Source organism: Aquitalea sp. ASV15 (assembly GCF_016429115.1).
Taxonomy (GTDB): Bacteria; Pseudomonadota; Gammaproteobacteria; order Burkholderiales; family Chromobacteriaceae; genus Aquitalea; species Aquitalea magnusonii.
Window position 1 is genome coordinate 58,255 of sequence record NZ_JAELTZ010000005.1, and the last position, 13,845, is coordinate 72,099.

The window sequence follows — 13,845 nt, forward strand, 5'->3', positions numbered from 1 at the left end:
GGGGCCGGAATGAAGCGTGAAAACAGTGCGGTCATGCTGGAGCAGGACATCTCGCGTGAGGTCTTGCTGGAAAAGTATGCCAAGGGCGATGAACAGAGTGTCAGCGAGGTCAGACAACGGGTAGCGCGCGCACTGGCGGCGCTGGAGCAGGACCCGGCCCGCTTCGAGCCGCTGTTTTTCCAGGCACTGGACAATGGCTTCATTCCCGGTGGCCGCATCAATTCCGCCGCCGGCACCGCGCTGCGCGCCACGCTGATCAACTGCTTTGTGCAGCCGGTGGGTGATTCGGTCTCCGAGCCCTCGAATGGCAAGGTCGGCATCTACGAAGCCCTGCTGCAAGCCGCCGAAACCATGCGTCGTGGTGGAGGCGTCGGTTACAACTTCTCGCGCATCCGCCCCAAGGGCGCACGGGTGAAGGGCACCAATAGCCGCGCTTCCGGGCCCGTGTCCTATATGCGGGTGTTCGACCGCAGCTGCGAAACGGTGGAGTCAGCCGGTGCCCGCCGTGGCGCGCAAATGGGCGTGCTGGATATCAGCCATCCGGACGTGGAAGACTTCATCCATGCCAAGGACAAGGGCGATCTGCGCAATTTCAATATTTCGGTGGGCGTGTCGGATGACTTCATGCGCGCGGTGGAGGCGGATGCCGAGTGGGAGCTGACCCACAGCGTGGAACCATCTACCGACGCCTTCCCCGGCCACTACCAGCGCGCGGACGGCCTGTGGGTGTATCGCACCATTCCGGCACGCGCGCTGTGGCAGCAGATCATGGCATCCACCTATGACCACGCCGAGCCGGGCGTGCTGTTCATGTCCAGGATCAACCAGGACAACAATCTGTCCTATTGCGAAGTGATTGAATCCACCAACCCCTGCGGCGAGCAGCCGCTGCCGGACTACGGCTGCTGCGATCTGGGTTCGGTGAATCTGTGCAAATACGTGCGTCAACCGTTTGGTGCCAAGCCCAGCTTCGATTTCGCCGCTTTCGACAGCGTGGTACGCATGTCCATCCGCATGCTGGACAATGTGCTGGACCTGACCGTGTGGCCGCTCAAGGAGCAGGAGCGCGAAGCGCAGTCCAAGCGCCGCGTCGGCCTGGGTTTCACCGGCTTGGGCGATGCCTTGATCATGCTGAAAATCCGCTACGACAGCGAAGAGGGCCGTCGCTTTGCTGCGCGCATTTCGGAAGCCATGCGCGATGCAGCCTACGATGCCTCGGTGGATCTGGCCATCGAGAAGGGCGCTTTCCCGCTGTTCGATGCCGAGCAGTACCTGGCTGAGCCGCATTGCGCCAGCCGTCTGCCGGACAGCATCAAGGCCCGTATCCGCAAGCACGGCATCCGCAATTCCCACCTGTTGTCCATCGCTCCCACCGGCACCATTTCGCTGGCGTTTGCCGACAATGCCAGTAACGGTATCGAGCCGCCGTTCTCCTGGTTCTATACCCGCAAAAAGCGCATGGCCGATGGCAGCACCCAGGAATACCTGGTGGAAGACCATGCTTATCGCGTGTATCGCATGCAGGGGGGCGATACCCAGGCGCTGCCGGACTACTTTGTCTCGGCGCTGGAAATGAGCGCGCTGGATCATATGCGCATGGTGGCCGCCGTAGCACCGTATATCGACACCGCCATTTCCAAGACGGTGAATGTGCCGGCGGATTACCCGTTTGCCGATTTCGAAAGCCTGTATCTGGAAGCCTGGCGTAATGGCCTGAAGGGTATCACCACCTATCGCCCCAATAGCGTGCTCGGTTCGGTCTTGTCCATCGAGCCGGCCAAGGAAAGTGCCAAGGAAGCGCCGCAAGACCTGTCGGCCAGTCAGGATGGCGATCCGGACCGCCGCATCACCCTGAATACCGCACCCAGCCCGGCCTTGGCCAGCCTGAAATGGCCAAACCGGCCCAAGCTGAAGGAAGGCAACCCGTCCTGGACCTATATGGTGGAAGGCCCGGCCGGTGATTTCGCCGTGGTGGTGGGCCATGTGGAAAACGGTCGCATCACGCCGTTCGAGTGCTGGGTGAATGCCACCGAAGAACAGCGTGGCCTGGGTGCCATCGCCAAGACCCTGTCCATGGACATGCGCTGCCGCGACCACGCCTGGCTGGCCGCCAAGCTGGACGCGCTGTCGCATACCAATGGCGACAAGCGTTATGTGTTCGAGCTGGGTGAGCGCACGGTGTACGCCACATCGGCCGCCGCGGCGCTGGGCCAGGTGGTGCGTCACCGCGTGGAGCAACTGGGCGCACTCACCGCCGAGCAGCACGAACCCACCCCGGTGATGGATGCGCTGTTTGCCCGCAAGGAACCCAAGTCCGGCACCGATGGCACCATGAGCTGGTCGGTGGATGTGGCCAATCCGCAAACCGGTGACGATTTCGTGCTTTTCCTCAAGGAACTGGTATTGCCCAATGGCCAGCGTCGCCCGTATTCGGTGTGGCTGGCTGGTAATTACCCGCGCGAGCTGGATGGCCTGTGCAAGATGCTGTCGCTGGACATGCGGGTGATCGACCCGGCCTGGATAGGCATGAAGCTGCGCAAGCTGTTGACCTATGCCGAGCCGCAAGGCGATTTCTTTGCCCGCATTCCCGGCCAGGAAAAGTCGCAAAGCTGGCCCTCCACCGTGGCCTATATGGCGCAGCTGATGATTCATCGCTATGCCATGCTGGGCGTGCTGACCCGCGATGGCGTGCCGCTGGAGGACATGGGGGTGATGGTGCCGGAGCAGAGCGATCTGTTCAGCCCGGAAACCGCCGCCCAGCCAGCCCTGAAACCCTTGTCCGGCAAGCCCTGCCCGGAATGCGGTAACCATGCGCTGATCAAGAAGGACGGTTGCGAATTCTGCACCGCCTGCGGTCATGTCGGGGCTTGTGGTTAAGGTGTAGTGCTTGCGGGTGGGTCGGTCTGTAAGCTGACCTGCCTGCAGGCTTGAGCCTCAGCCATCGTCCTGATAGCGGTTCTCCGGCAGACCGCAGTGGCCGGTGTGCATGGCCAGTACTGCGCCATCTAGTGGTCCGGGTTGGCTCAGGCCAAAGCGGGCCGAGGTGATCAGCAGGGTATCCAGCCGACTGCCGCCATCGGCATTGCCAAAGGTACAGCTGGTTGGGTTGCATAGCGGCAGCGGAATGATGCGGTCGGTTTTGCCGCCTGGCGTGGTCCGCACAATGCAGCCCGCGCCAAAGCGGGCTGTCCACAAACAGCCATCCTCATCCATGGCGGAACCATCGGGAATGCCAGGTCCACCCTGCTGCAAGATACGGCGCTGGCTGATGTCGCCGGATGTTGCGTCGTAGTGCCACACCCAGATGGCATTGCGTTGGCTGTCGCCAGCATAAAAGTAGCGCTGGTCGGGTGACCAGGCCATGGTATTGGGGCAGCCGAATTCGGCAGCGCTGAAGGCGATGGCCTGCCGCCCGCAGGTGCGCCACAGACGACCGGCAAAGCTGGATGTGGCGCGTGGCTGGCCATGCTGGTCCAGATTGTTTTCCATGCTGGCCACCCAGAAACGTCCGGCCGGGTCACATTTGCCCTCGTTCAGCCGCAGCAGCGGCGCGGATTCCGGCCGGGTCAGCCAGTGGCGGATACCTTCGGCGGGTGTCCAGAGTGCAGTGCCGCTGGCGAAGGCCACCACAGCGCTGTCTCCCTGCGGGTTGAGTGCCAGTGCCGCAGGCAGTTCGGCAGTGGGAAAGCTGTCGGTACGGCCATCGGGCCAGCGGCGGCGGATGGCCTGTGCTGTCATGTCCACCGACCACAGGCAGCCGTGCCCGGCATCCCAGAACGGGCTTTCCCCCACCTCGTCGCGTTGCTCGCCCCAGATGGCTGTTTTCATGGCTGTGCTTCGGCAAAGTACTGTGGAAACAGGCCCTGGGCCTGCTCCAGAAAAGAGAAGATACGCCGCAGATGCTGCTGCAGGCAGGCTTCGGCCGCAGCGCTGTCGGTACCGGCAATGGTTTGGCGAATGGCTTGGTGCTGGGTGATGACCATGGCCAGATCTTCCACCGAGGACACCGTCAATTGCCGGAAGCGGTCCATGTGCACCTTGACGCGGGCGATCTCCTCGATGATGGGGCCACAAGCGGCAAACATGGCGATATGGCGGTGAAAATCCTCGTCCGATTGATAAAAACGCTCCAGGTCGCCCACTTGCAGATAGGTGCGCTGCAGGGTGATCTCCTTGTCCAGCTGCATCAGCAGGAAGTGCCGCTCCGGTATGGCCATCACTTTGCGCAGCATGGCGGTTTCCAGTGCCTCGCGCATGAATTGCGATTTCTCCAGATCACTGCGCCGCAAGGGCAGCACGCGGCTGCCCCGCTGTGGCAGGACTTCCACCAGGCCCTGTTCGGCCAGCCTGGCGACTGCCTCGCGCACCGGGGTGCGGCTGACACCCAGGGTGGCGGAAAGGGAGGCTTCGGATATCAGCTGGCCCGGTTCCAGTTCAAAGCGACAAATCCGCTCCAGCAACAACTGGTAGAGCTGGCGCGCCAGCGGCTGGCGCAGATCCGGCACAAAGGGCTTGAGCGTGCCCAGGGCTGGGGGCTGGCTCATGATACACGCAGGCCTTGCATGAACTGACGGCGCAGCAGCACAAACAGTAGCAAGGTGGGCAGCGAGGCCAGCACGGCAGCGGTCAGCATGATATTGGGGCCGCTTTGCGCATAACTGCCCTGAAATACCAGCAAGGCATTCATGATGGAGCGGGTTTCCGGGCTATTGCCCAGCACCGAGGAAAACAGCATGTCGTTCCAGATCCAGGTGAATTGCAGCAGGAACACTGCCGACATCGGACCGCGCAGATTGGGCAGGATGATGCGCCAGAACAGTATCAACTCCGACGCGCCATCCAGCCGGGCTGCCTGGTCGATTTCCAGGCTGAGGTTCTGCATGTAATTGCGCAATACCAGCACCGGGAAAGGAATGCAGATGGCGGTGTACAGCAGGCACATGCCCAGACGGGTATCCAGCAGCTCTGCCCACTGGAAGCCAAAGAACAGCGGAATCAGATACATCTGGAAGGGAAACACCGTACCGGCAAACAGCAGCAGAAACCACAGATTGCGTAGCGGAAAACGCATGCGCGCCAGTGGATAGGCTGCCATGGCCCCCAGCAGCACCGCGAGGGCGGCACCGATGCCGGCATACAGGGTGGAGTTGAGCATGGCCTGCGCCATGCCTGCTTGCTCCCAGGCCATGCGGATATTGTCCAGCAGGGGGGCCGCACTGGCGGGCAGGGAAAGCGGTGCGCTGGCGGCGTATTCAGCGCTGGATTTGAAAATGGCCAGCAGCACATAGCTGAAGGGCAGCAGCCAGAGCAAGGCCAGGGCCAAGCCGCACAGGGCCTTGCCCCAGCGTAGCGGCGAGGGGGTGGGCGGCCTGGCCGTGGCAATCCACGCCAGCTCTTGTGGTGATAGGTTTTGCATCAGCGCACCATCCTGTCTGCACGGGCTTGCAATAGGGTCTGGAGCCAGGTAACGGCCAGCACCACGCCTCCAATCACCACGGCGGTGGCGGCGGCAAAGGCCCAGCTGTTTTTCTGGAAGGCTTCGAAATACATGAACACGGCCAGCGACAGGGTGCGCTGTTGCGGATAGTTCGCCCCCATCACCCACAGCAGATCGAACACGGTAAACCCGGCCAGTACCGACAGAATCACCACCATCAGCAAGGTGGGGGCGAGCAGGGGCAGGGTGATGTGGCGGAACAGCGGCCAGGGACCGGCACCATCCATGCGGGCGGCTTCCAGCGGATCGCGCGGCAGCGCCGCCAGCCCGAGCAACAACAAGACCATCACCAGCCCGCAGCTTTGCCAGACAAAGGCCAGGATGATGGCGGGCGTGACCAGCTGTTCTTCAAACAGCCAGCCGGTTTCCACCGGCATATTGGTGAACACGCCCAGCATCTGGTTGAGCATGCCTTGCGGTGCATAGACGTAATACCACATCACCCCCGCAGCGGTAGGGGCGAGGATGCGTGGCAGGAAAATGATGGATTTGAACCATTCCTGACCGGGCATCCGGCGAAACAGCAAGGCCATGCCCAGACCAAGGCTGAGCGGGAACAGCACCGAGGCCACCACCCACAATGCGGTATTGCCCAGCGCCTCGTCAAAATAGGGGTTGTCCGACAGCTGGATATAGTTCTGCCAGCCAGCGAAATCGTCGCGCCCCTCAAACAATTGCCATTGGGTGAAGCTGAGCCAGATGTTGTACAGCACCGGCAGTAACAGCAGGCCGCCCACCAGCAGCAGGGCCGGGGCCATGAAGCGCAGTGCCACCCGCAGCTGGCGACGTTGCCGGGCACGTTCGCGCGCCTTGATGTGTGCCAGGCCGATACGGGCTAGCAGTTGTTGATCGTGCTGCATGAGCGGGTTCATGCCGGTCTCCGTTGAAGTGCGGCTGGTTGGCCTGTTGCCAGGTGATGGGTCAGGGTTTTTTGCGCTTGCTCCAATAAGCCGCGTTCAGGCTTTGCATGCGCTGCATGACGTGCTGGGCGGTGCTCATGTCCGGTTTCAGCATGAAACGGTTGAACTCCGCCACCATCTCGCCTTGCAGCGTGCTGGGCACGCTTTCCCACCAGCGCAGGAACAGGGTGTGTCGTCTTTGCGCAAGCTGTGTGTTGACCTGGCTGATAAGGGCATTGGGCGCGGCGATCTTGTCATTGCCGATATAGTTGCCAGAAGCCTTGCCCCAGGTTTGCGCACCCTGATTGGAAACCCAGAAACGCAGCGTCTTCATCACTTCGGGATTGGCCAGTCCCTTGCGGGACGCCACAATCGGCGCACCTTCCACGATGATGGCCGGCTGCTGTACACCAGGGGCATTGGGCAGAATGAACACGCCCAGTTCCTTGAGCGGGAAACCAGCCTTGTCCAGCAGGCCGACCGCCCATTCTCCAAACAGATACATCACGCCCTTGCCCCGGACGAAGTCGTTGATTTCTTCATTGGAACGCGGGTCGGAAAACCAGCCCTTGGCATACATGTCGGACCATATCCTGAATACATTGCGCACCGCCGGGCTGTCGTAGGCCACGCTGCCATTGTTCAGGCCGGTATAGGCCTTGGGGTCGGTGCGCAGCAGCAGTTCCTGAAACCAGATGAAGCCGCGCCAGCCATCCTGGGTGGTGGCCAGAAACGGTGTCTGGCCAGCGGCTTTGATGCGCGCGGCCACAGTTTGCAGTTCGGCCCAACTGGCGGGCGGTTTCAGGCCCAGGCGGGCAAATACACGTTTGTCGTACAACACCACCCAGCGTGACAGCTGCAAAGGAACGGCATAGGGCTGACCGTTCACGCTGAACAGCTCCTTGACGCCCGGCTGGAAGCGGCCATCGGCCTCCATCTCCTGCCACAGTGCCCCCAGTGGTGCCAGCTGTCCGGTAGCTGCCAGCGTGTTCAGTGATGCGCCGGTCCACCAGGTAAACAGCTCTGGTGTGCGGCCAGAAGCGACCGAGGCCTGAATGAAGGTTTTGTATTGTTCTGCACTGGCATAAGGGGAAATCTTCAGATTGATGCCATCGGCACGCGCTGCATTGGCCACCGTCTGCAGCGGCCCGCTCCAGAAGCCTTTGTCATTGAACAGTTGCACTTCTTTTGCCATCGCCGTGGTGCTGTACATGCAGCAGGCCGATAGCAGCAGAGGCAGCAAGGCTCGATGCTTCATGGTGAGATGGTCTCCTGGGCATGAGGGGCGCTGGCGCGCAGTGACATGCCGCTGTTGGCGTCGAATAGGTGCAGATGGCTGGCACGCAAGGAAAAACGCAGCATCTGGCCATCAACAAGCTGGCAGCCCTGTTGCAGGCGGGCAATCAATGGGCCGCTGGCCGAGTCGGCAAACAGCAGGGTTTCATTGCCCAGCATTTCGGAAAGGGTGATGGTGGCGGCAAAGGTTTCCGCCTGTGGCGGCGCTGCATCCGGCCAGTGCGGAATGATGTCCTCCGGACGCAGGCCGGCGCAGACCGGGCGGTCAGCGCTCAACTGGCCGGCAAAGCGCATCTGGTCGAGCGGGATGCGGAAGGCGGGTGAGACAAAGTGCCAGTCCTCGCCATTTTGTTGCAGCACGCCGTTAAAAAAGTTCATCTGCGGCGTACCGATGAAGCTGGCGACAAAGCGGTTGAGCGGATTCTGGAAAATGTCGAGCGGGCTGCCTTGCTGCACGATGGCGCCGTCTTGCATCACCACCATGATGTCGGCCAGGGTCATGGCCTCTACCTGATCGTGGGTGACATAGATGGTGGTGACCTTGAGCCGGTGTTGCAGGCGCTTGATTTCCCCCCGCATCTGGTTGCGCAGCTTGGCGTCCAGATTGGACAGCGGCTCGTCAAACAGAAAAACCTTTGGCTCACGCACGATGGCACGTCCCATGGCGACGCGCTGGCGCTGGCCACCGGACAGCTCGGCAGGCCGCCGTGTCAGGTAAGGTGCCAGCTCCAGTGTTTTTACCGCGACATCAATCCGCTCTTGCCGCTCGGCAGCGGAAATGCCCGCCAGCTTCAGCGAGAAAGCCAGGTTTTCCTGCACAGTCATGTGCGGATAGAGCGCATAGGACTGGAACACCATGGCCACGCCACGTTCCTGCGGTGGCAGATCGTTGGCCAGTTTGCCGTCGATCAGCAATTGGCCATGGCTGATGCTTTCCAGCCCGGCGATCATGCGCAGGGTAGTGGATTTGCCGCAGCCGGAAGGGCCGACCAGCACCACGAAGGCAGCGTCAGGTATCTCGAGATTGATGCCGCGCACCACCACCTGTTGTTCATAGACCTTGACCAGATCGCGCAGACAGACCTCAGCCATGCTGTACCTCCAGCTGCCTGACGGTGCGGGGCATGCATTGCCGGTGCGGCCGGTGTATAACGGCCGCCTGTCTGAGCGGAGTTTCCAGAGGAAGGGCAATCGTGCTTGCCTTGATGTCTGCAATGGCCATGTTTCAGTCCTGTGAGGGTGAGCCGCCGATCAGGGCGAGCAAGCCACCATCAATGCGGATCACTTCTCCGGTAATGAAGGTGGCACGGTCTGACAGCAAAAAAGCCACCAGCTCTGCGACCTCGCTGGCATGGCCAGCGCGGCCAAGCGGATGCATGGCGTCGATTTCCCTGCGCAAGGTAGCGGGAGAGGGCGCGCTGGCGATGGCATCGCGCAGCATGGGGGTGTCGATGGCGCCGGGAGCAACGGCATTGGCTCGCACACCCTGGCTGGCAAAGTCCACGGCAATGGATTTGCTCAGGCCGATCAGCCCGTGCTTGGATGCCGTATAGGCCGCGACATGGCGTTGCGAAGCCAGGCCTTGCACCGAGGCCATGAACACCATGGCCCCGCGCTGGACGATCAGCTGTGGCAACAAGGCCTGGCTCAGCAGGAAGGCTGCGCTCAGATTGGTGGCAATCACTTCGTCCCAGCAGTCTTGCGTGGTATCCAGTGCCGACCCGTAGCGCTGGATGCCCGCGTTATGCGACAAGCCGCTTGCACCGCCCAGATCATGGGCTGCCGCGGCGGCAGCATCGGCCGTAGCACGCTCGGCAACCGAACCAGTCACCAGACGATGGGGGACGTCCGCAGGCAAGGCCATGGCCGTGCCTGCCAAGCCTGTGGCATCGCTATCCACCAATACCAGCGGCCGCCCTTCCGCTGCCAGTCGCATTGCGACCGCTTGCCCAATGCCATGGGCGGCCCCAGTGACCACGACGCTCATTGCCATCTCCCGTTGGATTTGGGCACTACCGTACTAGTGGCCGACGACTGGAGTAACCGGTCAATGGGTCAGCAGTGGGCTGGAGGATGGGTATTTGCTGGCATTGAGACGGGTTGCAGGCTGGCGCAGGCAGCGCCGCTGCAGATGCTTCGGGCATGATCTGCCGCAATGCTGGCGCTTGCCATGGCCCGCCTGGCGCGGAAGATAGGCTGGCCCTGCGCTCAGCACAGGGGTGGGGTGGGGGCGAGGTGAACGCGGTGGTGAGAAAGAACTGACTGACCGACTGACCGGGGAGAAGCAGGCAGTGGCTGCCCACTTCTCAGACCTGGGGAAAAATGGGCAGGGCTGCCCACTTTTCAAACCAGTCAAACCAGCTTGTTGGTACGGGCAAAGTCAGTCAGGTCCACCACATTGGAAATGCCCAGCTTTTCGAAGATGTTCACCTTGTAGGTGCTGACTGTCTTGTTGCTGATGAATAGCCGGTCGGCAATGTCCTTGTTGGACAGGCCTTGTGCCAGGTGCTGCAATACGGCCAGTTCGCGGTCGGACAGCTTGTCGATGCGGCTGTCCAGCTGGCTTTCGCCATTGAGCTTGGCCCCGGATACCACGTCGCGCGGGAAAAAGCTGTAACCGGCCATGATGGCATCCGAAGCGGACAGGATGGCATTCAGGTCCTTGCTTTTGCTGACAAAACCATCCGCTCCGGCCTGCATCGAGCGCGAGGCGTATACCATTTCATCCTGTGCCGACAAGACCAGCAACTTGATGGCCGGGTGCTGGCCCTTGATGCGCTTGATCAGTTCCAGCCCGCTGATGCGCGGGATGTTCAGGTCGATGATGATGAGATCGGCCTTGTGTTCCCTGACCAGTTCGATCACAGACTGGCCGTTGTCGGTTTCCCCGATGATTGAATACCGCCCCGACTTCTCCAGCACCGAACGCACAGCCAGGCAAATGGCCGGATGATCATCAACAATGATGACGCTTTTCATGATTAATCTCCAGAATGTATCAATTGAAGTAATATTTTTCTAGCATTCGACTGATGGAGAGTAATTATTTTTTCTTAAAAAAGTCATAAGAAAAATCTAGTATTCAATCAGAAATTTCCCATCAGCAATCAGTATGTTGATAAGGATAATGTAACAATTATAAAAACCCAAGTATTGCGTTCCGGTGATTTGAATGTCTAGCCAGTCCTTCGGAAATACAATCTTCCCGCTCAAAATATTGATTGTAGAAGATCATGCCATTCAGCGCATGGTATTAAACCAGTTGCTGCGTGCATTGGGTGCCATCGTGGTGGATGAGGCCGTGGATGGTCACCAGGCTTTGTCCCGTCTGGAGTCGCATAGCTATGATCTGGTGATTTGTGATCTGGATATGCCGAATCTTGATGGTATTCAGCTGATGCGCTATTTACGCAGGATAAATAATTTGCCGCAGCTGATTTTCTGCAGTGTGCAGGCGGCCGATATCCTGCAAAGCGTGCAGCGCATGGGGGGCTACCATGAGTTACCGGTACTGGACTGCCTGGCAAAGCCACTGTCCCGGGCGCAGCTGTCGCCGCTGCTGCTGCGGGTATTGCAGTTAAAGACCGGCGGTGTCGGCTGTGCAGCCGGGCGTTACCATTTTTCCCGCAAGGAGTTGCAGCAGGCTTTGCGTGCCGGGCAGATCCAGCCCTGGTATCAGCCCAAGATCGACCCGCAAACCTCGCGCGTGACTTCGGTGGAGGCGCTGGCGCGTTGGCAGCATCCGGATCTGGGCCTGCTCGGGCCGGCCTTGTTCCTGCCGCGCATCGATGAAACCGACCTGAGCGAACAGCTGCTTTGCAGCATGCTGGAACATGGCTTACGTGACTGTCATGAGTGGGATATGCAATTCCCGCAATTGAAACTCGGGGTTGCCGTTAATATCAATATGCGTGAATTCGATCAGCCGGGCATGCCGGATAAATTGCAAAAGATAATGCAGGGTGGTCATGTGCCGCCCTCGCGCATTACGATTGAATTAACGGAAACCCAGCCACTGGATAATCTGAGTTGCTCGCTGGAAAATGCCATCCGTTTGCGGGTGATGGGTTTTAATCTGGCGCTGGATGATTTTGGTGCCGGTTATTCGGGCTTTCACCATTTGCGCGAAATTCCGGCCAATTCCGTCAAGATCGACCGCACGCTGGTGCATCATGCTGCGGGCGATCCCACGGCGGAAAAACTGCTGGGCTTTGCCGTACGCATGCTGCAAAGCCAGAATGTCGCCGTGGTGGTGGAGGGGGTGAGCCGGCAGCAGGATTTTGACCTGGTCAAACAGTTGCGGGTCGACCTGGTGCAAGGCTTCCTGCTGGCCGAACCCATGCCGTCAGCCAGCCTGGCGCAGTTCATCGGCGGCCGCCACGGCCTGAACCTGACTTAGCGCGCGCTTGATCCGGGTGCTCAGGCTTGCTGGCCGGTGGCAGCCAGTACGATTTCCCGAATCGCCACCCTTTGCGGTTGCTGATAGGCAAAGCGGATGGTTTCCGCTACATCTTCGGCGGCCAGTACCCCGCCCATTTGCTGTTTCCACTGTTGGTAATCCTGCTTGATGGCCTCATCGCTGGTGTGGCCGAGCAGCTCGGTTTCCACCGCGCCGGGGGCAATGGTGATGACTCTTACATGATGGCCGGCCACTTCTTCGCGCAGATTCTCCGAAATGGCATGTACGGCAAATTTGCTGCCGCAGTAGGCGACGTGGCCGGGGAAGGTCTTGCGTCCGGCAATCGAGCTGACATTGATGATGGTGCCGTGACGGCGTGCCACCATGCCTGGCAGCACGGCATGGATGCCATTGAGCAGACCCTTGACGTTGACTTCCAGCATGCGCTCCCATTCGGCCGGGTCCTGCTGTGTCATCTTGCCCAGCAGCATCACCCCCGCATTGTTGATGATGGCATCGGCGGGGCCGAATTGCTGTTCGGCCTCTGCCACCGCTTGCCGGACGGCGGTGCGGTCGGTGATGTCCACGGCGCGGCACAGGGTGTCAGGCAATTGCAGTGCGTGCAGCCGCTCCAGCCGGCGTGCCAGCAGGAGCAGCGGATGGCCATGGCTGGCCAGCAGGCGGGCGGTGGCGGCACCGATGCCGGAGCTGGCCCCGGTAATGATGATGAGCGGAGGACGCATGATTCTTCCTTGTATAGATAATTTGCATGGATAAAAGCTGGATACAGTGTAAGAATTAATTTTCTGGCTGAAAAATGCTTAATTTCTGTGGTTGGTATCGGTTTTGTCTATGGATATACGGCAGCTAAAGGCTTTTATCGCGGTATTCGAGGAGCGCAGCATCACCGCGGCGGCGCAGCGGCTGTGCATTACCCAGCCGACCTTGTCGGTGACCATTCGCCAGCTGGAGGAGGACCTGGCCACCACCTTGTTCGAGCGTCTGGCGCGTGGGGTGGCGGTGACCGAGGATGCCCGGCTGTTTTATCCGCAGGCCCGGCAACTGGTGGATCAGGCCGCAGGCTTGCTGCGGCTGTTTCGCCAGCGCCACCATTGCCAGCCGCTGAGCTTGGGAATCGAGGCTGATCTGGGCGTGGTGCAGGTGAGCACGCTGCTGAATGCGGCACGCGCGGCCATTCCCGGGCTATTGCTCAGTGTGGTGGACGGCTGTGCCGGTGATGCCAGGCTGGCGGCGGAGGAATTGCGCTGTGAGGATGAGCTGTTCCTGCCGCTGTGGGAGGAGACCTTTGTGCTGGCCTTGCCGCGCGCGCATCCGCTGGCCTCGCGCAGCGAGCTGGCGATGGCTGAGCTGCATCAGCTGGACTGGATCACCTGTCCACAGCATGCCTCGCATCAGCGCCTGCTGGCCATGCATGGCGAGGGGGCGGCCGGGCTGATGCTGGCCGCGCATGCCGGCTCCTTGCAGCTGGCGCTGCGCATGGTGGAGGCCGGCTATGGCGTTGCGCTCTTGCCCCCCTCCTTGCTGGAAGGCAACAGCAGTGTGGTGGGGCGACCGTTGAGCGGGCCTGGGCTCAGCCGCCGCCTGGGCCTGTGTTATGCGGCGCAAGCGCTGGAAAAGCCTGCACTGCGGGCTTTGCATGATTATTTGCAGGCTGGCGGCCAGATGGCGCCCAGTCCGCATGAGGGCTGAGCGCGCCAGGACGGAAGCGCTGTTGCCGGGATATTATTGACAAG

12 protein-coding genes are annotated in these 13,845 nt (G+C 60.8%); 3 read left to right on the plus strand and 9 right to left on the minus strand.

Annotated elements, in window-relative coordinates; translation table 11 throughout:
* The first annotated feature begins 9 nt into the window (after positions 1–9).
* A complete protein-coding gene (locus JHD64_RS03395; protein ID WP_199052257.1) occupies positions 10–2,877 on the plus strand; it encodes an adenosylcobalamin-dependent ribonucleoside-diphosphate reductase in 2,868 nt (955 codons plus the stop codon).
* 57 nt (positions 2,878–2,934) lie between these two features.
* Here JHD64_RS03395 and JHD64_RS03400 read toward each other — a convergent pair whose 3' ends face one another.
* The 8 genes from JHD64_RS03400 to JHD64_RS03435 all read right to left on the minus strand — a co-directional run bounded on the left by JHD64_RS03400 (position 2,935) and on the right by JHD64_RS03435 (position 10,671).
* On the minus strand, positions 2,935–3,828 hold the full coding sequence (locus JHD64_RS03400) for an SMP-30/gluconolactonase/LRE family protein (RefSeq protein ID WP_199052258.1): 894 nt from the start codon (positions 3,826–3,828) through the stop codon (positions 2,935–2,937).
* A complete protein-coding gene (locus tag JHD64_RS03405; protein ID WP_199052259.1) occupies positions 3,825–4,544 on the minus strand; it encodes a GntR family transcriptional regulator in 720 nt (239 codons plus the stop codon). Before JHD64_RS03405 ends, JHD64_RS03400 begins: the two co-directional genes overlap by 4 nt.
* The gene (locus JHD64_RS03410) at positions 4,541–5,416 is read right to left on the minus strand and encodes a carbohydrate ABC transporter permease (RefSeq protein ID WP_199052260.1); all 876 of its coding nucleotides are present in this window, start codon (positions 5,414–5,416) and stop codon (positions 4,541–4,543) included. The genes JHD64_RS03405 and JHD64_RS03410 overlap by 4 nt, the downstream gene beginning before the upstream one ends.
* Complete coding sequence (locus JHD64_RS03415; protein ID WP_082693308.1) at positions 5,416–6,369, minus strand: carbohydrate ABC transporter permease; 954 nt, start codon at positions 6,367–6,369, stop codon at positions 5,416–5,418. The genes JHD64_RS03410 and JHD64_RS03415 overlap by 1 nt, the downstream gene beginning before the upstream one ends.
* 49 nt (positions 6,370–6,418) lie before the next feature.
* Entirely contained in the window at positions 6,419–7,654 is a 1,236-nt protein-coding gene (locus JHD64_RS03420; RefSeq protein WP_199052261.1) for an ABC transporter substrate-binding protein, read from the minus strand.
* Complete coding sequence (locus tag JHD64_RS03425; RefSeq protein WP_199052262.1) at positions 7,651–8,784, minus strand: ABC transporter ATP-binding protein; 1,134 nt, start codon at positions 8,782–8,784, stop codon at positions 7,651–7,653. The genes JHD64_RS03420 and JHD64_RS03425 overlap by 4 nt, the downstream gene beginning before the upstream one ends.
* 133 nt (positions 8,785–8,917) lie before the next feature.
* Positions 8,918–9,685 carry an SDR family NAD(P)-dependent oxidoreductase gene (locus JHD64_RS03430; RefSeq protein ID WP_370540925.1) on the minus strand — a complete coding sequence of 256 codons (768 nt, stop codon included), beginning with the start codon at positions 9,683–9,685 and terminating at the stop codon, positions 8,918–8,920.
* A gap of 359 nt (positions 9,686–10,044) precedes the next feature.
* Positions 10,045–10,671 (minus strand): response regulator transcription factor, encoded by a 627-nt coding sequence (locus tag JHD64_RS03435; protein ID WP_059285066.1) that lies wholly within the window; start codon positions 10,669–10,671, stop codon positions 10,045–10,047.
* Positions 10,672–10,909: 238 nt separating this feature from the next.
* Between JHD64_RS03435 and JHD64_RS03440 the strand changes: the two genes are divergently transcribed.
* Complete coding sequence (locus JHD64_RS03440; protein WP_059285067.1) at positions 10,910–12,091, plus strand: EAL domain-containing protein; 1,182 nt, start codon at positions 10,910–10,912, stop codon at positions 12,089–12,091.
* A gap of 20 nt (positions 12,092–12,111) precedes the next feature.
* On the opposite strand, the gene JHD64_RS03445 is transcribed toward JHD64_RS03440, so the two are convergent.
* Entirely contained in the window at positions 12,112–12,834 is a 723-nt protein-coding gene (locus JHD64_RS03445; protein ID WP_110313268.1) for an SDR family oxidoreductase, read from the minus strand.
* Between the two features lie 109 nt (positions 12,835–12,943).
* Between JHD64_RS03445 and JHD64_RS03450 the strand changes: the two genes are divergently transcribed.
* Positions 12,944–13,801: a LysR family transcriptional regulator gene (locus JHD64_RS03450; protein WP_199052264.1), complete on the plus strand. Its 858-nt coding sequence runs from the start codon at positions 12,944–12,946 to the stop codon at positions 13,799–13,801.
* Positions 13,802–13,845: the final 44 nt, after the last annotated feature.